Annotated in this window: 13 protein-coding genes and 3 pseudogenes; 7 read left to right on the top strand and 9 right to left on the bottom strand. The window is 67.8% G+C overall.

Annotated features, from left to right (window positions below; genetic code table 11):
- Positions 1 to 501 precede the first annotated feature (501 nt).
- Positions 502 to 657 (bottom strand): hypothetical protein, encoded by a 156-nt coding sequence (locus ACFWUZ_RS33725; protein ID WP_384381514.1) that lies wholly within the window; start codon positions 655 to 657, stop codon positions 502 to 504.
- 689 nt (positions 658 to 1,346) lie between these two features.
- Here ACFWUZ_RS33725 and ACFWUZ_RS33720 point away from each other — a divergent pair.
- A complete protein-coding gene (locus tag ACFWUZ_RS33720; RefSeq protein ID WP_384381512.1) occupies positions 1,347 to 4,004 on the top strand; it encodes a Helicase associated domain protein in 2,658 nt (885 codons plus the stop codon).
- A 66-nt stretch (positions 4,005 to 4,070) separates the two neighbouring features.
- Positions 4,071 to 4,259 carry a hypothetical protein gene (locus tag ACFWUZ_RS33715; protein WP_384381510.1) on the top strand — a complete coding sequence of 63 codons (189 nt, stop codon included), beginning with the start codon at positions 4,071 to 4,073 and terminating at the stop codon, positions 4,257 to 4,259.
- Positions 4,260 to 4,312: 53 nt separating this feature from the next.
- Here the strand turns inward: ACFWUZ_RS33715 and ACFWUZ_RS33710 are convergent, their stop codons facing one another.
- Complete coding sequence (locus tag ACFWUZ_RS33710) at positions 4,313 to 5,623, bottom strand: hypothetical protein (RefSeq protein ID WP_384381508.1); 1,311 nt, start codon at positions 5,621 to 5,623, stop codon at positions 4,313 to 4,315.
- Positions 5,624 to 6,721: 1,098 nt separating this feature from the next.
- Between ACFWUZ_RS33710 and ACFWUZ_RS33705 the strand changes: the two genes are divergently transcribed.
- The 3 genes from ACFWUZ_RS33705 (at position 6,722) to ACFWUZ_RS33695 (ending at position 9,812) form a co-directional block, all read left to right on the top strand.
- A complete protein-coding gene (locus ACFWUZ_RS33705) occupies positions 6,722 to 7,147 on the top strand; it encodes a hypothetical protein (protein WP_384381506.1) in 426 nt (141 codons plus the stop codon).
- A gap of 697 nt (positions 7,148 to 7,844) precedes the next feature.
- Complete coding sequence (locus ACFWUZ_RS33700; RefSeq protein ID WP_384381516.1) at positions 7,845 to 9,107, top strand: IS256 family transposase; 1,263 nt, start codon at positions 7,845 to 7,847, stop codon at positions 9,105 to 9,107.
- Between the two features lie 258 nt (positions 9,108 to 9,365).
- The gene (locus ACFWUZ_RS33695) at positions 9,366 to 9,812 is read left to right on the top strand and encodes an ester cyclase (RefSeq protein WP_384381504.1); all 447 of its coding nucleotides are present in this window, start codon (positions 9,366 to 9,368) and stop codon (positions 9,810 to 9,812) included.
- Positions 9,813 to 9,936: 124 nt separating this feature from the next.
- Here ACFWUZ_RS33695 and ACFWUZ_RS33690 read toward each other — a convergent pair.
- Positions 9,937 to 11,191: pseudogene (locus tag ACFWUZ_RS33690) on the bottom strand (IS701 family transposase).
- Positions 11,192 to 11,441: 250 nt separating this feature from the next.
- On the opposite strand from ACFWUZ_RS33690, the gene ACFWUZ_RS33685 reads away from it, so the two are divergent.
- Positions 11,442 to 12,794 carry a hypothetical protein gene (locus tag ACFWUZ_RS33685; RefSeq protein WP_384381502.1) on the top strand — a complete coding sequence of 451 codons (1,353 nt, stop codon included), beginning with the start codon at positions 11,442 to 11,444 and terminating at the stop codon, positions 12,792 to 12,794.
- Between the two features lie 209 nt (positions 12,795 to 13,003).
- Positions 13,004 to 14,800: a hemopexin repeat-containing protein gene (locus ACFWUZ_RS33680; RefSeq protein ID WP_384381500.1), complete on the top strand. Its 1,797-nt coding sequence runs from the start codon at positions 13,004 to 13,006 to the stop codon at positions 14,798 to 14,800.
- 541 nt (positions 14,801 to 15,341) lie between these two features.
- Here ACFWUZ_RS33680 and ACFWUZ_RS33675 read toward each other — a convergent pair.
- The 6 genes and pseudogenes from ACFWUZ_RS33675 to ACFWUZ_RS33650 all read right to left on the bottom strand — a co-directional run.
- Complete coding sequence (locus ACFWUZ_RS33675) at positions 15,342 to 15,815, bottom strand: hypothetical protein (protein WP_384381498.1); 474 nt, start codon at positions 15,813 to 15,815, stop codon at positions 15,342 to 15,344.
- Positions 15,816 to 16,604: 789 nt separating this feature from the next.
- Complete coding sequence (locus ACFWUZ_RS33670; RefSeq protein ID WP_079154777.1) at positions 16,605 to 16,871, bottom strand: hypothetical protein; 267 nt, start codon at positions 16,869 to 16,871, stop codon at positions 16,605 to 16,607.
- A 399-nt stretch (positions 16,872 to 17,270) separates the two neighbouring features.
- The gene (locus ACFWUZ_RS33665; protein WP_384381495.1) at positions 17,271 to 18,389 is read right to left on the bottom strand and encodes a YncE family protein; all 1,119 of its coding nucleotides are present in this window, start codon (positions 18,387 to 18,389) and stop codon (positions 17,271 to 17,273) included.
- 134 nt (positions 18,390 to 18,523) lie between these two features.
- Positions 18,524 to 18,676 (bottom strand): annotated as a pseudogene (locus ACFWUZ_RS33660) (IS5/IS1182 family transposase); the annotation flags it as partial.
- 421 nt (positions 18,677 to 19,097) lie between these two features.
- Positions 19,098 to 20,072 (bottom strand): transposase family protein, encoded by a 975-nt coding sequence (locus ACFWUZ_RS33655; protein ID WP_384381493.1) that lies wholly within the window; start codon positions 20,070 to 20,072, stop codon positions 19,098 to 19,100.
- A 40-nt stretch (positions 20,073 to 20,112) separates the two neighbouring features.
- A pseudogene (locus ACFWUZ_RS33650) lies at positions 20,113 to 20,373 on the bottom strand (IS5/IS1182 family transposase); the annotation flags it as partial.
- Positions 20,374 to 21,067 lie beyond the last annotated feature (694 nt).

The raw sequence follows: 21,067 nt of genomic DNA, 5'->3' as shown, positions 1-21,067 counted from the left end.
TGCGCGCTTGGGAATGGAACCGCCTCGCTGCGCTCGGCGGGCTCGGCTTCGCCGAGCAGGGCCGGCCCTTCGGGCCGGAGTCCTGCGCTGCGCTTTGGACTGCCCGGGTTCCGCTGCGCTCCACCCGGGCTGGGTCTGCTGCGCAGTCCCTTGGGGACTTCCGCGCTGCGTGCGGGAGGTGAGCCCGTTTCACGGGGCAGGCTCTGCGGCCTGTTGGGGTGTCCGCTGCGCTCCCACCCCGGCCCTTCCGGCTCCGCCTGCAGGCGAAGGCCCGCAGGCGGGACAGCTGGCAAGGGGCGGGCAATACCCGGGGCTGGCGCTCTCCCCTGGGAAGGGGGTGGCGGTACTGGCCGGTCTTGGGTCCGTGTGTGGTGGGTACGCGCGGCGGGGTTCGGGCTGGATTCGAACCAGCGTGCTCCCCTCCTGTTGAGATGGGCGCGTCTACCTCTGCGCTACAGTCCCCGCCGCGGTAGGCACAGCCTATATGACCGCGTCTCAGGTTTACTCGGGGTTCTGGTGGCGGACACCGCCTCCCAAAGGCTTGTGTGTCAGGGGGTCGATTTCCCGGATCAGGTCCTCAGCCTCGTTGAAGCTGTTCACCACGAGCGTTTCGATCCCGGTCACGTTGCCCTTCTCGTCATACGTCGGCCGCTCCATGACCCAAGGACAGTCATCCCACCCGGGCCTACTGCACGCTGGGGACCCGGCCAGGCCGCTTCCATGACCCCCGCTATGAGGCATGAATTTCCTCTCTCGCAAAGGACTCTGTCCGTAGGAGAGCGCACGCTCGTGGAGGGGGCTAGCGCCGAACGCGTGCACTCGGGTGCAGTCGAGCGCTCCTCCCTGTCCGGGTTTAAGGGTACATGCTGCATCAGACTGATGCAGCATGTACCCTTGGCGGAAATAGAGGACTACCTAGGATCGTCTGTGAATCAGATCAGGGCGACAGATTTCGCAGGCTCCTCGCTGGGCTTGGACATCGCTGCGTGGGACGGACTGAACCTCATGGATCTCGTCTCCTCTCCAACGCGCGTACCGCTGACCGTCTGTGATTCCTTCACAGTTGGGCGTCCTGTGGTAGACGCTCCCGCCTTTGGTGACGTACACCCTCCGGGGAAGCTCCGATCGCGCTGTTCGACAGTGGTCACACTGCGAGCTGGGCAGGAGCATCACTTCACAGAAGTCTTCGTCCATACCTCCCATTTTCTCGCACCCATGCCTCCCTGACCACCTCACATATAGGTCAACTATCGCCCCGCCATAGGCCCTTGACAGCGTTCATTGGGCCGTCGCTTGCGTCCTCCATATTCGAGTCTGTCAAGAGATGCATGTGAGGTTCCCTCTCGATGATCCAGCTCCGTGAGCACCAGGTCGATCAGAAGTCAGCGTTCCGGAAATGGGTGGGATTCCCTGCAAGGTCATCTGTGCCCCCGCAGGGGGCCCGGGGCACGATCGTGTCCGCGACTGGCTCGGGCAAGACGATCACGGCCGCCGCGTGCGCGCTGGACTGCTTCCCGAACGGCCGGATCCTCGTCACCGTCCCGACCCTGGACCTCCTCGCGCAGACCGCCCAGGCGTGGCGCCAGGTCGGCCACCGGGCCCCGATGATCGCCGTGTGCTCACTGGAGAACGACCCCGCGCTGAACGAACTGGGGGTGCGCACCACCACCAACCCGATCCAGCTCGCCCTGTGGGCCGGGACCGGTCCGGCCGTCGTGTTCGCCACCTACGCCTCCCTCGTGGACCGCGAGGACATCGACGCACCCCAGGGCCAGCGGAAGGTCCGCGGGCCCTTGGAAGCCGCACTGACGGGCGGAGAGCGGCTGTACGGGCAGCAGATGGCCCCGTTCGACCTCGCGATCGTGGATGAGGCCCACGGAACCGCCGGTGATCTTGGCCGTCCGTGGGCGGCGATCCACGACAACGCCCGCATCCCCGCGGACTTCCGGCTCTACCTCACCGCCACCCCCCGCATCCTCGCCGCGGCCCGCCCGCAGAAGGGCACCGGCGGCCAGGAGGCGGAAATCGCGAGCATGGCCGACGACCCGGACGGCACCTACGGCGCGTGGCTCGCCGAGCTCGGCCTGTCCGAGGCGATCGAGCGCGGCATCCTCGCCGGGTTCGAGATCGACGTCCTGGAGATCCGGGATCCGTCACCCGTCCTCGGGGAGTCGGAGGAGGCGCGGCGGGGCCGGCGCCTGGCGCTGCTGCAGACCGCGCTCCTAGAGCACGCCGCGGCGTACAACCTGCGTACGGTCATGACCTTCCACCAGAAGGTCGAGGAAGCCGCCGCGTTCGCGGACAAGCTCCCAGAGACCGCCGCCGAGCTCTACGCCACCGACGCCTCCGACGCCGACCTGGCGGCCGCGGCCAAGCTACCGAAGTCCTCGATCGAGGCCGAGTTCTACGAGCTGGAGGCTGGCCGCCACGTACCCCCGGACCGCGTCTGGTCGGCATGGCTGTGCGGCGACCACCTCGTCACCGAGCGCCGCGAAGCCCTGCGCCAGTTCGCCAACGGCATCGACGCCCACAACCGGCGCGTACACCGCGCCTTCCTCGCCTCCGTACGCGTCCTCGGAGAAGGCGTCGACATCACCGGCGAACGCGGAGTCGAAGCCATCTGCTTCGCCGACACCCGCGGCTCCCAAGTCGAAATCGTCCAGAACATCGGCCGGGCCCTGCGCCTCAACCGCGACGGCAGCACCAAGGTCGCCCGCATCATCGTGCCCGTCTTCCTGGAACCGGGTGAAGACCCGACCGACATGGTCGCCTCCGCCAGCTTCAAGCCGCTCGTGGCCGTGCTCCAGGGCCTGCGCAGCCACGATGAGCGTCTGGTCGAGCAGCTCGCTTCCCGGGCGCTCACGAGCGGGAAGCGCAAGGTCCACGTCCGGCGTGACGAGGACGGCCGGATCGTCGGGGCCGACGGCGAGGGCCAGGAGGACGACGACACGCAGGCCGCCGCCGAAGCGGCCCTGCTCCACTTCTCCAGCCCGCGCGACGCCGTGACGATCGCCGCATTCCTGCGCACCCGCGTCTACCGGCCCGAGTCCCTGGTGTGGCTCGAGGGATACCAGGCCCTGATCCGGTGGCGGGCCGAGAACGAGATCACCGGCCTCTACGCCGTGCCCTATGACCTGGAGGTCCAGGTCGGCGTCACCAAGGACTTCCCCCTCGGGCGGTGGGTACACCAGCAGCGCAAAGCCCTGCGCGCCGGGGAGCTCGAGGACCGGCGCAAGGTCCTTCTGGACGCCCCGGAGGCCGGGATGATCTGGGAACCCGGTGAAGAAACATGGGAAGCCAAGCTGGCCGCGCTGCGGTCGTTCCGGCGGGCGACCGGGCATCTCGCGCCGCGTCAGGACGCGGTGTGGGGCGAGGGCGAGGCGATGGTCCCGATCGGCCAGCACATGGCCAACCTCCGCCGCAAAGGCGCAAAGAACGGCCTCGGCAAAGACCCGGACCGGGCCGCCCTGCGCGCGGCGCAGCTGACCGCGATCGACCCCGACTGGGACTGCCCCTGGCCGCTCGACTGGCAGCGCCACTACCGCGTCCTCGCCGACCTGGTCGACGCCGACGGCCAGCTGCCCGACATCGCCCCCGGCGTCCTCTTCGACGGCGACGACCTGGGCAAATGGCTGGCACGGCACAAGCAACCCAGCACCTGGGCGCAGCTCTCGACCGAGCAGCAGGAACGGCTGACCGCGCTGGGCATGCAGCCCGACAAGGCGCCCGCTCCCGCCCCCGCAGCCAGTCGCGGGGCGAAAGGGCCGAGCAAGGCACAACAGGCGTTCCAGCGCGGCCTGACAGCCCTCACACAATGGGTCGAACGGGAAGGCGCCCACCGGCCCGTCCCCCGCGCCCACGCCGAGGAAATCGCGATCGACGGCGAGGCGGAACCCATCGTCGTCAAGCTGGGCGTATGGGTATCCAACACCAAGAGCCGGCGCGACAAGCTCACCGCCGACCAACTCGCCGCCCTCACCAAACTGGGCGTCGACTGGGCGTGACACCCCACCTCGCCCGTCGTTGAGCTGGAAGGTCAGGCGAAGAATGCAGAGAGGCTTTGGGCGTCGTTGCCCAGGGCCTGTACATCGCACGGGGAAGGCGCCCTGCCGGGGCGGGCCGTCATCGAGCGGCTGCCCGACGGGGCCGAGCATCGCACCGGGATCTGGACCGGCAACCAGAAAGCCCGCCGCGACAAACTCGACGCCGGGCAGCTCGCCGTGCTCGCCGAACTCGGCGTGGAGTGGACGCGGCCGTAGACGGCTGGTGTTCCTCGCGCTGGCCCCAGCAGACCAGCGCGAGGAGCTGTGGTCTATCGCCGGAAGCCTCGCCGGGGGTCCCGGATGCCGCGGTTGTCGAACGGGTCGAACCAGGCGGCCTCTCGAAGGTCGCCCATACCCAGGAACTGGTTCGCGGGGTGGTCGGGGTCCTCGATGCCGGTGTACTTGGAGTGGAAGAGCATTAGGACATCGTGGTCCTGGAACATCAGGTCGGAGCAGCTGTCCCAGCCGTAATCATCCTCGTGTTCCGGCAGGGTGTTGTGGTCGTCCTCTGCAGGGCGGTCTTCGAGGTAGGTCGGGGCGTCTTCGATGGCCAGGTGCAGTGCCATCTCCTCCGCGGTGCAGTTGGGGTTGGGCCAGTTTCCCTTGGCGAGGTCGGCGGCCAGGTCGTCGAAGGCGCGCGCCATCCGACGACGCCAGCGGTGGTCGGCTGTCCATGTGAGCGGGGGCAGCCGGTCGAAGACCCCCCAGGTTGCGGAGTCAGCGTCTGAGAGGAACTGGTCCCCCAGACTCTGCGCGTCGTCGTAGGCCTGGTCTGCGAGGACGACCAGTGCGGTGTGGAGCAGGTCGGCGGTACGGGGCGTGAGCTGCCATCCGCACTCCTCGCAGTCCTCGTCTTCACCCTTGCACGGGCAGTCCCTCGTGGCGAAGAGCGCTGCGAAGTTCGGTGTCTGGTCTTCGGCTGCGGGGCGCGTCTGCTGGCCTCGCAGGCGCCAGCCATGGGTGAACCGGGTGACGACCGGCGCTGCGCTCCAGTCAGCCAGCTCGTCCCCGTCTTCGGCGCTGAGGAGCTCTGCGGAACTCTGCTCTTCCAGGGTCTGGGTTCCGGCGACATCCGGATCCTCGGTGAGGGTCATCACGGCTCCGATCAGGTCGCGTGGATCGTCATCACCGAGTTCGGATGCAGGCAGCGGCTCCCAGCCACGGTCGACAGCCGCCCGCAGCAGAGCGTCTTCGTCGGTGACGTGAAACTCCTGCAGGTGCGCGATCCGCACGACCTTTCCCGGGAGGTCCTTCAGCCGCGGGTGCCCCACCGGTCCGGACGGCACGTCGGAAACTGCTTCGTCCTCTGACGGATCCGGATCGGGGACCACGAACAGGGTGCCGGGTTGTGCCTGCCAGGTGCCGGACGCGGCCTGGACGACGGCCTGGCGCAGCGATCCGGCCGGTGCGTCCGGCATCTCGGCGGTGAGGGCCTTCAGTTCGTCGTCGACGGCTGTCGCATCACGCCGGGCCAGGACTCGGCGCAGAAGGCCCACCGCTTCGAAGGCGTGGTCGGGGTCGTTGCAGGTCAGGACGGCGGTCAAGGAACTGGGGCCGTTGTCGTGTGCGAGCAGGGCCATCACACGGCTCTTGCTGGATGTGTGCTCACACAGGAAATCGATCGCCCGGGCTACGGGCAGCGATGAAGGCATCGCGGGACTCCAAAGGAGGAGGGCGCGCACCGGACAAGGCGGCACACGCGCACGCGGCAGGAAACCCGCTGGTGGACACGGTACGAGCGTGTCCCCGGACGGTGACAAGAAGACTCGAGGAGCCAGCTGGTGCCCCCGCTACGAACGAAGACCCGGACTCGGCTCCCCCGACCCTACCCAAACCCGACGACGCCCACCCACAAATCCGCAGAAACCACAGCCCGCCAGCCGATTCGCCAGCGCCTCCAGCCACAGCCAGCGGAGGTCATGGCGGCGCTCCCCGGATGCTCAGCTGCCCAGTCGGCTGAAGGCCCAGCGGAGCACTTCCAGGTCGGGGTGGTCGCGGCCCGTGCGTTCGAGTGCAGTGATGACGTGTGCGTGAGCCGGGCCCAGCTGCGGAAGTTTCCATGCGCTGCGTGGCGGTCTGCGTAGGCGATATCCACGGGTCGGTGTGGGCCCAGACGGGGTGATAGAGCGAGATGACCTGCTGGACTTAAGGAGCGAGGCCTGGACGTGGTCGGCCTCCCAGGTGTGGTTCCGCCACAGGCGCGGCCGGCGGGCGAACACGTCGTGGGCGCGGGCTGCTTCCGGGCCGCGTGCGAGGGCCGCGCGTTCACCCGCAGCCAGATCAAGGCGTACGGCGCGCAGAAGCGTCGACAACAACGGCAGCGGGTCGAGGACCGGTACCGCTTCGGTTGGTGCCCCTCCCGGGAGGTGTGTGGAGGGCTGCCCGTTCGTCTGCCGGGCGCGGGGGGCGAGCTGGCGGTGGACCGCGGAGGCGTTCCCCCGCCAGTACTCGCTGTCGAGGTGGCTCTTCGGCTGCACAGTGACGCTGTGATCGCTGGAAAAAGAGGAGCATCAGCCCGGGCAAGCCGAGCAGCACGGGCGGAGCAGGTCCACCGTCAACCATGGCCAGATGGGCCACGGCAGTCGGCCTGGCGGGAGGGCAGCCCGATCGCCGCGGCAGCATGCCGGGAGTGGTAGTGGCCTGGCGGAGAACCGCAGCACGAGCCGGTCGAGGATGGTTTGTTCGCCGTCGCCGTACAGCTTCTGCTGGCGGCCTGTGGCCCAGCCATGAGAAGGACCTGTCGGCAGGGTGGCCGCGTCACCCGGGTCGGCTGGATGCACTCGGCCGCCGTACGGCACCCGGCCGGGGGGCGGGCGCGCGAGGGCGATTGCCAGGACAGCGAGCGTTTCCCGCAGGTGTTCGAGCCGCTTGATCTGCGGCAGCGCCTCCTGGACGTCCGGCGGGCCCACGACGTCACGCAGGTCGACCTCGGCCTCAAGAGCGAGTGCGCACTCGCCCGGCGACAGCTTCCACACCGGGCCTTTGATCTACTGTTCGGCTTCCTCGGCCAGCACCGCGACGATCCTCCGCATGTCCATGCAGAGCACTCCAATGAACAGATCCGCGACCTGACACAGCCTTATTCGACGCCTGATCTGGCATAACGATGCGCCCCGGATCCGCAATAGGTAGAGCGCAGCCAGCGTGGGCTCAGGACTCGGCCAGGAGCAGGTGAGGGCCGGGCCATGGGGTCGCACCGCCCAGTCTACGACCGGGCCACCCCCGTTGTCCTGTGCCACCGAATCTTAAGCTCGTGTCATCGAAGGTTGAGCGGTGCTCGGCCGGTGGGTGTGCACAGCGTGGCGCCGTGAACGCCGCCGACGGCGATTAGTCGGAGAACACCCTGCCGCCTCGTCTATGGTCCTTGCCGCCGGCCGCGCTCGAATGCAAGCCACAAAGAGGATTGCATCAAGGGGCGGGTTGCGGTGTCAGGCGCTGGCGTGTGCCTGGAGGCTTCCCAGCTCGATTGGGGAACCACAGGCCGCCGTAGTGCCCATACCCGTGCCGGCCCGCCAGTTTCGCCCGATTCGCATGAGCGATCGCGTCCCAGTTGACGCCAGATTCAGAGGAGTGGGCAGCGGCATGGGCGCTGGGATCGGTCAGTGCTGCCCGCTGCAGGAGCACGGCGCAGCCGGCCTGCAGGATCCAGCTCGCTGCCCCTCCCATCCCGTTCAACGATGCCCCACCCGTCGACCGGGCCTGGCCGCCAGTACACCTCCCGAGCCGCTGGCCGGGACTGTAAAAGGAACGGTGTAACTCCGATCATGGAGGATTGCACCTGTGACCAGCGAGAACATAGCGATAGCGCCTGAGGCTGGGGCCTCGCCGACGGCTGTCGATGACCGGTTCCTGAATGAGCTCGTGGCCCGGGCCCAGGCCGAGGGCCTGCAGCTGACGGGCGAGGGCGGTCTGCTCCAGCAGCTGACGAAGCGGCTGCTGGAGTCCGCTCTGGAGGGCGAGATGACGGACCATCTCGGATATGACCGGCACGATCCCGCGGGCAAGAACGGCGGCAACTCCAGGAACGGGAAACGTTCCAAGACGGTCGTCACGGACGTCGGCCCGGTGGAGATCGAGGTGCCGCGGGACCGCGAGGGCGCCTTCGAGCCCCAGATCGTCAAGAAGCGCCAGCGCCGGCTGACCGGCGTCGATGAGATGGTGCTGTCGCTGTCGGCGAAGGGCCTGACCCACGGCGAGATCTCGGCTCATCTGGCAGAGGTCTACGGAGCTGAGGTCTCCAAGCAGACCATCTCGACGATCACGGATTCGGTGCTGGAGGGCATGGCCGAATGGCAGGCCCGGCCGCTCGACCGCGTCTATCCGGTTGTCTTCATCGACTGCATCAACGTGAAGATCCGGGACGGCCAGGTTGCCAACCGCCCCATCTATGTGGCCCTCGCGGTCACGGCCGAAGGCCACCGCGACATCCTCGGGCTGTGGGCCGGCGGCGAAGGCGGGGAAGGGGCCAAGCACTGGCTGCGGGTCTTGACCGAGCTGAAGAACCGCGGCGTCGAGGACGTGCTGATGCTGGTCTGCGACGGGTTGAAGGGTCTGCCCGACGCGGTCGGCGAGGTCTGGCCCCAGACCGTCGTCCAGACCTGCGTCGTTCACCTCCTTCGGGCCTCGTTCCGCTATGCGGGCCGCCAGGACTGGGACAAGATCGCCAAAGCTCTGAAGCCCGTCTACACGGCTCCGACCGAGGACGCGGCCACCAGTCGGTTCCTCGAATTCTGCGAGGAATGGGGGCCGAAGTACCCGGCGATCGTCCGGTTGTGGGAGAACGCCTGGGCCGAGTTCGTCCCGTTCCTGCAGTTCGACGCGGAGATCCGCCGGATCGTCTGCACGACGAACGCGATCGAGTCCGTCAACGCCAGGATCCGCCGGGCGGTCAGGGCCCGAGGCCACTTCCCCTCGGAGAACGCGGCCATGAAGTGCGTCTACCTCGCGGTGATGTCCCTGGACCCGACCGGCGCCGGCCGCAAACGCTGGACCACCCGCTGGAAGCGAGCCCTCCAGGCCTTCGACATCGCCTTCGACGGACGCCTCACCAACAACCGAATCTGAGCCTACAAACCAACCCAGTTACACCGAAAACTTTACAGACCCACCTGGCCACGGAGAAGGAGCAGATCGCCATGGGAGGGCGAAGCCCGGACTCGCCCCGCCCGGGACGGTAGTGGTCCATGGGACTGCTCGTCTGCCGAGGTTAGGCCGTTGGGACGGCATTCGCAGAATGAACCGACACTCGCCGTTTCTTCCTGTGTCGATGTCTTAATCTACTGTTCGATTCTTCGTGGTCACACTGGGACGAAAGGGTAGTCGATGAGCGACAGTGCCGCAGGGAAGGTTGATCCGAGCAGGTCCCCGAAGAGCGTCATCCGCCGTTTCAGCGAAGAAGTGGTAAACAAGGGGAACTTTGAGGTGCTGAGCGAACTCGTGCACGAGGATGTCCGGTTCGACAGTTCCCTGGCTGGTGTGGCTCCGGGAATCGACGGCGTGAAGGAGATCTTCTCTGCACTGCGTGAAGGATTCTCCGATGCAGCCTGCGCAATTGAAGAACTCGTCGCCGACGGTGAACTCGTCGCCGAGCGCTTCACCTTTACCGGCACCCACGCAAGTGACTTCCACGGGGTGCCCGCCACCGGCAAGCGGATTTCCATGAGCGGCATGGCGATGTTCCGGGTCGTGGACGGCAAGATCGCCGAGCGATGGGGTATCGAGGACCAACTCGGGCTGATGCGCCAGCTGGGCGCCCTCGACCGAGGCTGATCCGCCGGCCCCACCGCCCAAATGACCTAGTACTCCAGCAGCGGATCGTGTCCTGAGCTGGTTCTTCTCAGGTAGTGGCTGCGTTGGGCAGTGGCCTGGTGGCGTCGGCGCCAGTGGGACCAGTTCAGTGCGTGATCTTGTGGGCGAGGTGGGCGGGTTCGGTGGTGGGGCAGGAGATGTTCCATGAGCCGTCGGATCTCTGCCACGGTGAGAGCGACGACGCTGCAGGTGGGGTCGTTTCTGCTGCCCCCTTTACGGCCTCGTCGGCGGCGAGGCCGGCGAGGAATGCGTGGGCGAGCATGGCCAGGGTGATGTGCCGGTACCAGCCGACATAGCGGCGGACCTCGTACTGGTCCAGGCCGCACTCGTTCTTCGCGGCCTGGAAGCACTCCTCGATGGCCCATCGCATCCCGGCCACCCTCGCCAGGTCCGTGACCGTGCAGGCCACGGGTGCGTAGGCGAAGTAGTAGGCGATCTCGTCAGGGCGCGTCAGGCTGCGGCGGGCCAGGATCCAGCGGTGGTGGGTGGGCTCGTCACCGTCGAAGAAGCTGATCGACGGCAGTCGCGCGCTGGCCCAGTCGTAGATACGCGGGCCCTTCACCCCGTCACCGCAGGGAAAGCCGCTGCCAGGCATCCTCCGGCGCCTGAGCTATCAGCTCGTCGATCCGCCAGAACCATGCCAGGCTCTTGACCTGCTGCGACTTCGGAACCGCCACCACATAGCCCACCCCGAGTTCCTCGAGCAGGCGCCGGAACTTCCATTCCTGGCCGTAGGCCTCGTCCGCCGTCACCCACGAAGCGGGCAGGCCCGCGGCCAGGCAGCGGGTAACCATCGCCTTCGCGAGCTCGCCCTTGGTCGCGAACTCCCGCTCGTCAGGGATCTTCGCCGCCCTGCAGCGTTCCCGGTCCCCGGTCCAGGCCTTGGGCAGATACAACTCCCGGTCCACCAAAGCCCGTCCACCGCTGGTGGCGTAGGCGGCAAACACCCCGATCTGGCAGTTGTCGATCTTTCCCGAGGTGCCCGTGTACTGCCGGCCCACCCCGGCCGAGGGGGTGCCCTTCTTGATGAATCCGGTGTCGTCGATGATCAGCACACCATCCGGCCCGAGCTTGCCAGCGACGTACTCCCGGACGTCGTCACGCAGTGCATCCGCATCCCACACGCTGGAGTTCAGAAGCCTCTGGAACCCGTCCGGGGTGCGGTGACCTGCGTACTCGGCCAGCTGCCAGCCGTTATTCCGGGCCACTGGCGCCAGCAGCCCACGCAGGTAATCCCGCATCCGCCACCGCAGATCCGCCCGGCCGAACCGGCCCGCAACCCGAGCGAACACCACATCCAACTCCGCAGCCCACCCCTGGGCCTCAACAATCCCCACCATGCCCTGACAACGACAACGGCCAGCTCAGGACACGATCCGCTGCTGGAGTACTAGCGCTTCCACCTCCCACTGCACCGGGCGGCGGGAGTCGAAGCCGTAGCGGCGGGCGAAGGCCGGCCACCTCGGGTCGCCACGTTTGCCCTCGGTCGCCGGGAGCCCGTACGCGTACCTGCCTCTGTCCAGCCGTCAGTGATGCGTCGTACCGTGGAAACGCGGCCTTCTTCGCATTGCTACCGGGTGGGGGACATCTGTGGCGAATGGCGTTTGGCATTCCGGTTGGGGCACGGTTCTCGAACTCGACAAGGAAGACCTTGGTCTCGCGGGCGCGGGCATCAGCGTGCCGGACGTGATCGCGGAGCTCCTTCTTCCAGTGGCTGAGCGGGACCGGGAGCTGCTCGTGTGTGTGGAGAGCAGCAAGGGGCAGCGCTGCAAGGCGGAGCTCAGCGGTGTGAAGAGCCCCTTCATGTACGTGCGTAAGCACCGCGGGCCCGATGGTGCTCTTCGGTTGCGCGCGGCGCACCTTCCGACGGTTCATGAGATGACGGCGGAGGAGAGTGACCGACACAAGGCCATGAAGGATTTCCTGGCCCGTACCGCGCAGGCGGCCGGTCTCGAATTCCGTGTGGAGAAGTCCACCAAGCTGCGGTCCTCGCGTCCCGACGTGACCATCGTCGGGGCCGGCGGTCTGGATTTGGGATGCGAGGCGCAGTATTACAACGCCAGCGCCGGCAGTGTGTTGCGCCGGTCGAAGGCCCACGCCGCGGCCGGGCTCAGCCCGAACTGGATCACTCACGACGACACGTTCCACCTGGTCGACCGGTCGAACTGGATGCTGACCAACGAGGTCACCTGGCGGGAGATCAGCAACGCCGCCGACTTGGCCCTGGTCGGCGGATACCGCGTCCTCGCCGAGTGGCACTGCGTCGCCGCCGCTCAGCGGCCCTGCCCGGACGGCAAGGTCAAGACAGGGTGCGGCAAGGTGCACCTGCAGTGGGACACCCCACGCCGCATGGACGATGAAGCCTCCGGGTGGACCAGCTTCGACGGCGACGTCGCCAGCGTCACCGTCGGCCGCACGCTGATCGGCGCGGCCATCGGTCACATCGCACCCCTCTTCGTGCCCTCCCGTAAAGACTCTCGCGCGGGCAGCCACCTGTGGGTCCCTCTCAAGGACCGGAACAAGTGGGCCGACTACCGCAGCGTGGACAGCCCGGACCTCACCGAAGCCGACATGCTGGACGACGAGATCCACTATTCGGGCCGGGAAGCTGACACCACCTGCCGGTTCGGCGAGGACACCTGGAAACCCAGCGCCCCTCTGAGGCCGCGCGGCATTGCCAGCGTGGAACTCTCCATCGCGATCGACAAGCTGATCCCATCGCCAAGGGTGGAGCCGGCGCCCAGCGCACAGGCTCACGACGATGCCCCCGTACCTGTGACCAGCACAGGACTGCAGGCCGCTTCTCCCCTGCACCGCGGTGCGTGCGAGACCGGCAACCCGACGTGCGGTCAGCCCGCCCGCTTCTACGCCGCCGGCTGGCGGTGCGACCCCCACCGCCCCCGGAGCTTCTGGGTACCCACCTCTACCGCTGAAGAGGCGTAGCGCGAAGGCTCGTTTCTGCGGTGAATCCGGCCGCCCGCACGGGTGAGTTGTCCCCCAGGGCCTGTTGGGACGGGTGGCTGGCCAGCTACACAGAGGCGATATCCGCCTATCCGCACAGCTGCCCCCTAAGTGGCCGTGCGCTTCCAGGGTCGCGTATGGCCGGGCCGCACGGTCCGGTGCGTGTACGTATGACAGACAGGGGACAGACCGTGACGAATGAAGCAATGATCACCGCTGAGGCGCGGGAGCAGAGGTTGGGGCGGTGGCACGCGCTGCTGTCCGGAATGGGCGTGGAGGGGGCTGGGGCGAGCCGTGTGGCCAAGAGCGGCTCGGTGAATCTGCTTTCGGGAGTGTGGTTGCACGCTGCGGCGCGGGCGGAACAAGGCTTGGAGCTGACCGAGCTGGAGCGGTCCATCCTGGCTCCGCTGCAGCAGGTGCTGGGCGAGGACGAGGTGGGCGCGATCGGGCGTATCTACCGTGAGCAGCGTTCTGAGGGGCGGTCGGTGGCCATCGTGCCGCAGGCGGTCGCCACCCGGAGCCTGTCGGAGGGCTTTGACCGGGAGAGCTACCTGGCTGCGGTAGCGGAGGTCTTGCCGCGGATCGCCCAGATGCCGAACGTTGCGGTGGTGGACCGGGCCAGGCTCGCCGACGGAGGGAGCGTCGACACGCCGGAGTTCACCGCGGCGCTGGCCGAGTACGGCTATGGCGTCACCACGTTCACTGGCGAGGGTGATGACGAGGCCGACGGCCTCCAGGCGCGTGAACCGTTCCGGGCCAGGATGGAATGGGACACCTTCTACTGCCACGAGGCGGTTGGCGACCAGGGCGGTGGCAGGGACGAGATCTACTGGACGGCCGCCTCCAACGCCGGGGGCTACACGTTCAAAACGCGTACCACGCACACCGGATCGGTCGAGGAGCGCGATAAGTACCCGATCTACGGGGACTACGTAACCGGCAGCCACGTCTTCTTCGACACCCGCCTGGACGGCTGCGGGACCACGGTGATCACCCTGTGGGAAAAGGACCAGTCCAACGACGAGTGGTACGACGCGCTCGGTACCGCTCTGACAAAGGTCGTCGAGCTGCTGCAGATCTCTGCCAACTTCTCCAGCATCATCCCCAAGCTGGACCTCTACGGTTATGTGCACATGGGCCTGAGCCTTCTAGCCACCTTGTGGGAGCCCCTGCGCAACAAAGACGACCTGGTCCAATCACGCGGCTTCGCCTTCGGCCGGGCGGACATGGCCACCCTCTACAACAGGCCCAACCGCACCATGCCCTGGACGTTCGACCGCAAAGACTATGGCATGGGCCGCTTCTCCCTCAATGTCCGCTACACGGGGGACGAACCCGGCGCCGCTCCCTCGGGCGACGGCAGCCTGATCTCCACTGGCTGGCGCGGTCTGTTCGGCACCATGGTGAGCCATGACATGGACGCTGCCTGCAACGTGCCGAACGACGCCCACAAAGACGTCTACCTGTTCAAGGGCGAGCAGTACCTGAGGTACGACGTGCGGACGGAAGGCGTCACCTCCGGACCTAAGGATATCGCCGAGGGCTTCCCCGGACTGGAGTCGACTGCCTTCACCCGCGGGGTCGACGCCACGTGCGCGGTCCCCGGCAAGTCCACGGACTTCTATCTGTTCGCCGGCGCCATGTACGTCAACTACAACAACCACGAGGACGAGATCAAGTGGGGGCCCCGGAAGATCGCTGAAGCGTTCCCACCACTGGCCGGCACCATCTTCGAACGGGACATCCAGGCAGCCTGCCCCGTCCCCGGCCACGGCACCGACCTCTACCTGTTCAAGGGGGATCAGTACGTGCGCTACAACGCCCACTACGACAGGATCATTCGCGGTCCGCTGTCCATCGCCGCCGGCTGGCCGCAGCTGGCAGGCACCACCTTCGCCTCCAACTTGGACGCCGCCTGCGCCGTCCCCAACAGCAGCACGCACGTCTACCTCTTCAAGGGCGATCGGTACACTAACACCAAGGTCTGACCCGTCCGGAGCCGTCACGGGCACGAGGGAAGACGGTGGAGGTGTGGTGGCGATGTCCGGGCCGGGCACGAGTGGCCTGTTCCGCTCGGGCATCGCAAACGGCGGCCAAGCACAGCCCGGGCCCGGCTGCCGGCCGCGGCCAGCGCGGGGATCTGATGCACTCGTCGCTCCGCGGTGCCGGCTCGGCTGCTTGGGCCAACAGGGCAGAGTCTTGGTAGCCGCGTCCGCCGAGCGGAGCAGTTGCGCAGCGACGGGCGCGGTGTTGACGGGGGCGACGGCCTGATCGACGCCGATCCCCGCCGCGTGGGCGTCGGTGAGGATCCGAGTGCCGTGACGTCCTGGACGTAGCGCCGGTCCTCCCGGAGCTGGTGACGGAGGTTAGTGCCGAGGACCGTGGCGGAGTCTTCCGGCACCCCATACGGTTCCAGCGGCTGCGCCGGGACGTCACGGCACAGAACGTGCCGCGGGCCCTGCTCCACCGCCCGGAGGCCGGGTCGTCTCCACGCCCCCGGCCGCCTCACCACCCGGCCGCCGCCATCGGTCACCCCGCAGCTGCAGCCGGACCCCCGCCGAACCGGGGCACGTCATCGACGGTCGCGTCCAGGCGCACGCGCACATACCGGATCGGATGCCGGTAGACACCGCCGCGGTCGACGGAGGTGTCGGCGCTGATCTCCGCGACGAGGTCGGGCCGGACCAGGGTGGTGTCCAGGACCTCGCGAGGGCCCCAGGCCGAGGAGAACGTCGCACCGGTCCATGGATGGCCAGGGCCGGCCGGGGGGAGGTGCTCGGCGAGCATGCGGGCCGCGTCGGGGCGCAGTGGGACGGTGCGGCCGACGGGGCGGAGGCGTCCGGTCGGATCGTGGCGGCCGAGGACGAGGAGCCGGGGGCGGGTGAGGGTCCCGGTGATCGCGCCGATGATCGCTTCGGTGGTGTTCCTGCGTCGGATCTTGGTCCAGGCGCGGTCATGACAGGTCTGGTGGGAGTGGCATAACTGGGCCAACGAGAACGCCACCTTTCAACGACGACATCGAACAGATCGCCGATCGGGGGCCGGGCGGCGCGCTGCCTCCCCCGGCTGGTGCCTGCCTTCGCAGACAGACGCCTCGCGGTACGCGGCCGCACCCCCGGTCTCCAGTGGGGTGCCTGAGGGAGGGGACGGCGCTATGGGAGCGATTGCGGTACGCCGGGGTCGGTTACACGGCTGGCGATTGGCTCCGTGTCTCGGTCATCTGCGCTGGCCGGTTGTCCATCGCGGTGCGGAATGCGGTCATGCAGCAGACGCAGTAACGTTCCGCAACCCTTTCGGACAGTAGTGCGGTGATCGTGTGATTCGCAGGCAGGCGGTAGCCGCACAGGGTTGTGGAGGACTGGCCTTTGGCGAGGACGTGCCAGAGCGTTTCGGATCGGTTGGGGACGGACTCGGCACACATCTCATACATGGGCCGTGCCTTTCTGCCATGGCGGCCAGATCGACGACCGCTCCCGTCCATGAGAGGCCCGCTGCTCCGAAGAGGCCACCGGGCGTAGGCCGACAGGGTGGAACGGGACTTCGACAGGTTTACGGGATCCGCGCACCTGGCCCGTGGTCGCGTTTGCCACGGGCCCGTAGTCGCGCTGGATGTGGAGGCCGTGACGGGGTCCGCTCGGCGCGGATCTCGGCGAAAGCTCCAGGCAGCGAGCACCGCGCTCGGCATCGGCGTCCTGCGCGCTGCCGGCAGCCGCGGCATCGTGATCGGCGTAGTCAGCGCCTTGCCCGCCTGCGGCGGCTGGGGCGGCGGCCGTCCCCGGTGAGGTGGTGTTGTCAGTAGGTCAGGACCACACAGCCCGGGTTGCCGGGATTGCCGGCGTACCCGGTGAAGACGCCGCCGGCGGCGCCGTCCCCGCCTCGGCCGGTGTTGGCGGTGCAGGATGCCGGTACCGGCCCTCCTGCCGTTCCGCCGATGCCTCCGCTGTTGCTCTCGACGCCGCCGTTCCCGCCCTTCGTGCCGGGGTTGCCGGCGCGGAGGGTGGCTGCGGTGCCGTTGCAGAGGACGGCGGCCCCGCCGGCACCCCCAGCACCCCCGTACACCCCGGCGGGGCCCGCTCCTCCCGCGCCGCCGCCAGCGGTGGCCCGCTGGGTACCGCCGATGGTGACGAAGGAGGTACCTCCGGCCCCGCCCCCGTAGTGGAGTGGACCTGGGGTGCCGGCTGCCCCGACGGTGATGGTCAGGCTGGAATTGGGGGTGACGGTCAGGGTGCAGCTGACCGTGGCGCCGCCGCCCGCGCCGCCTCCGCCCTGGCCGGCAAAGGGAAAGGCACCGTACCTGCTACCCCCGCCTCCGCCACCGGCCCCGGATCCGGTGGTGTTGACGCCGCTTCGGTGGCCGCCCGCCGCTGCGAGGGGACGGCTGCGCGCGAGTGAGGTGCCGCCCGCCGCCCTGCGCAGTCGGTACGCGCCTTGCAGGGCGGTGGTGTCCCTGGTGCCGTGTCAGTGGCTGGGCAGGCGGGTGGCCCTGAGGCCGTCGAGAGGGTACTCCTGGGGCAGGCGAGCCGGGTCGCCCGGCACGGTGATCAGCACGGTGATCGGCCGGGACGTGCCCGCGGCGAGGAACTGGTCGCCCACCGAGCCCAGGTATGCCTTGCCGTCCTGAGCGATGACCTCCACGCCGGATGCTTCGGCTTTCGCGCCCTTGACCGTCGGCAAGTCGAAAGAGATGCGGAACTTCCTGACATCCTCCGCCGTGCCGCTGTCCTTGCTGACGGCGGTGAGCGTGAGGTCGAAGCTGTAGACCCGGCCCCGGGGCTCGCTGTTCTCCCATGTCCGGTTGAACTTCTTCGTCACGGTGATCTCGTCGTAACTGGGCGGGACGGGCAGAGGGGTGATGCGCCCGGCGCCGTTCATGATCTCCAGGTTGCCGACGGGCACCCTGCCCCGTCCGATGCGCCGCGAGTGGTCGGGGATCGTCGCTGTGGTCAAGTCGAGGTGGTTGACGTTGCCAGCGGAGTCGACGGCGTAGAAGTTGCCGTCCTGGTCGAAGAAGGTAGCCGAGTACGCCTTGCGGGAGCCTGCCGCGGTGCTGGCTTGCGCGGACGGGAAGACACCCTGCTTGAGGACGGTCTTCATGGGCTGGCGGCTCGGGTCGATGAGCAGCAGGTCGCCGTTGTCGCCCTCCACCGAGTACAGCCGCCCGTCCCTGGGGTGGTAGGCGAAGTCGTCCCACCGGCCGCCTCCCGGTGCGTTGCGGGGTGTGGCCTTGCCGGCTGCCACGTCGATGGCGTAGCTGGGTGTGCCGGGGTTGCTGACGACGAAGAGGGTCTTGCCGTCGGGATCCATGTCGCCGTCGAACCAGGGCCCGTCGGGCAGCCCGTCGATGACCTGTTCCTTCAAGGTGCAGGCCGCCACGTCGATGGTGATGAGCTTGTTGCCGCTCACCGCCAGCAGCAGGGGCTCTTTGTCGTCGCCGCGGTACTGCGCACCCATGGCGGTGTAGCCGGCCTCGTAGGGCCGCACGTTCTCGACGACGCGGGTGTCACCATCGATGGGGTCGAAGCGGTAGATCCGGGTGCGAGTCCTGCCGACGGCGAGATACACCTTCCGGTGAGCCATGAGCCAAGCGTCCTTCCATGCGACTTCGGAACGCTTCAGGATCTGCCCCCACTCCCCACACCCAATCACGTTGAGTATTCGTTCGAACACAATACGCCACATGTATCGACACCAGAAGCACCACCGCAAGAGTGACGGGCGCCGACGGCGTGCTGGTGGGCCCGGCTGATCGTGGAGTCGACCGACACTGTCCACTCCACGGCTCCCACAGCGTCGTCCCGGGCCTGGGCCTGCTCCAGCAGACGGGCCCGGGTGCCGTCCGCTTCCCAGCGGACGAACCGCTCCCACCCATGCCCGGGAGCCGGAAGGCAATGTCAACCACTGCTACTCACAGCGATCATCAAGGGCACCCGGAACGGGGCGTTCTGCTCATGATCGGCACCCGCACGCAGTGCTCATTACGCGCGAAATCCCCTGTCTCTACAGGAAGCCGTGCAGCGGACCCTACAGTCGATCTAGGATCCGTGAATGCGTGAGCAGTTCCGTGTGACCATGAGCGGGTCCGAACAGCTCCGGAGGCGGCGGTGATCGGCAGTACGCCACTAGCCGGGCAGGATGCTAACCGGCGCAGCTGCACCGGCCGAAGCCACGAACCGCCGGTTCCCTCGAACGGGCGAGGTCTGCGGCGGGCTAGCCGGCACTTGTACGCCTAACGAGCTGGTGCATGGTTGGCGGTGGCACGTCGAAAGGTGCAGGTCGGGGCGGTGTTCACCGTGGCTGGTTGGCCCCGAGGGTGGTGGTCTGCTGCCATGAAAGGAGGCTGGCGACGGCTTGGACCGTGTCACTCATGTGCTCGCGTCGGCCGTGGTGGCGAGCGAGTGCTCGCCAGTTCTTGAGGTGTGCGATGCCGTGCTCGACGCGGATTCGGCGTGAGGAGTGGGTCTTGCGCTGGCGCTCGTAGATCTCCTCGTACCACTCAGGCGGGTTCTTCTTGAATTTACGGTGCGGTGGCGTCACGACGCGGCCACCGGTCTGGGCGCCGAGGCCCTGGTAGCCGGCATCGGCGAGGATCTCCACGGCCGCTGGGCCGTCCGTCAGGTGTTTGACCAGTCCTAACTGTCGGGCGTGGGTGATGTCGGCACAGCTTGCGGGCTGGGTTGGACTGCAGAACAGGAGCCTGCCGCTGGCGTCGGTGAGGACCATGGTCTTGACCGCGTTCTGCTTGTTCTTGCCGGAGATGAACTTCTCCCGGTCCTTGCGGCCGGCGGCGGGCCTGCGGACCCGGATCTCGGTGCCGTCGATGATCCCGGTCTGTCCGCTGGCTCCGAGATAGTCGATGACCTCGGCGAGAGTGCGGAGCCGGATGCCGGGCGCGATGGTGCAGCCGCGCGTTGCGAGCAGGGGCCGCACCTCGCCGATGGCACGCGTGACCGTGGAACGGTCGACACCGAACCAGCAGGCCAGCACGTCGTGAGTGACACCGTGACGAAGGTGGACGAGCGTGGCCAGGAGCCGGTCGATAAAGACCAGCCGGTGCTTTGCGCCGGCCCCGACGGCCCGCTTCCGCGGCCTGGACTCCAGTCGCGCCTGGTGCCGTTCGTGCCATAACGGTCCTACCTCGGCGACGAGTTCGGCGATCACATCGGCCGACAGCCCTGTGATCCTCCGATCGCTGATGATCGCTGCACGAGACCCGTTCCCCACCACACGAACATGATCAGGGATCATGACCCAGCGTCGCACCGCCAACCATGCACCAGCTCGTTAGGTTTTGTCTCTTTGGTCAACGTCGGGTCCAGATGAGGATGCCCGCGAGGTGGAGTGCGGCCTGGTAGGCGATGGCGAGTTTGTCCGTCCGTGTGGCCCAGGCCGCGCCACTGCTTGAGCTGGTTGATGCACCGCTCGACCGTGATCCACTGTTTGTAGGCCTCGCGGTCGAAGCTTGGCGGGCGGCCCCTTCACGTCCCTGCCGCAGGCGGTGGCCGATCTGGTCGGATGGCTGCGGGATGACCGCGCGGATTCCGCGCCACCGTAGGTTGCTGCGCAGACGCGGAATCAAGGCACCATCCCCGAGCGCGTCGGCCAGTTCGCGGGCCGACGCCGGCGCCGCGAACGGCCCTGCGGCTTCGGCAGGGCCGTCTATCGACGCCGCAACGTCGTCGGACGCTGCTTCCACCGCCTCAAGCAGTGGCGGGGTATCACCGCCCGCTGCGACGAGCTGCCCGACCGGTACCTCGCGGCTATCACCCCGGCCAGCACTCTGATCTGGCTCCAGGCGTGATCGACGAGACGATGCCTAGTACCGGAAGCTGTAGTACGGGGTCCAGCTTGTGGTGTAGGCGCCGGGGCCGAACTCCGCCTTGGAGCCGGAGCATCCAAACTCGGTGTACACGGTGAGCCGTTCCCCTGTGTTGTTGTGGGGCCTGTAAGCGACCGTGTTCCCACCGAAGTTGCTGCACGTGCCGCTCGGCGGGTTTCTCCAGGTCCACTGAGTGCCCTGGGCTCCCTGCCAGGTCAGAGTGCCGGTGGCGGCTTGGGCGTTGGTGGACAGGCCCACAACCAGCATGGCCGAGGCCGCCACGGGCGCGGTTACCAAGCAGGCCTTTTTGACCCACTTCTTGAAAGTCATAAGAGTCCTCTGTTCGCATGGTTCCCCAACCGGGGATCGGCGGCAAGAAGATCACAGAGCTCCGGTTCGTAGGGGTCGCTTCGCCGAAATGGCCACCCGTTTGACCTAA

It is taken from the genome of Streptomyces sp. NPDC058646, assembly GCF_042716875.1.
In the GTDB taxonomy this organism is placed as follows: Bacteria; Actinomycetota; Actinomycetes; order Streptomycetales; family Streptomycetaceae; genus Streptomyces.
The sequence above is the reverse complement of the archived record's forward strand: the minus strand, read 5'-3'. Positions and strand labels throughout refer to the sequence as shown.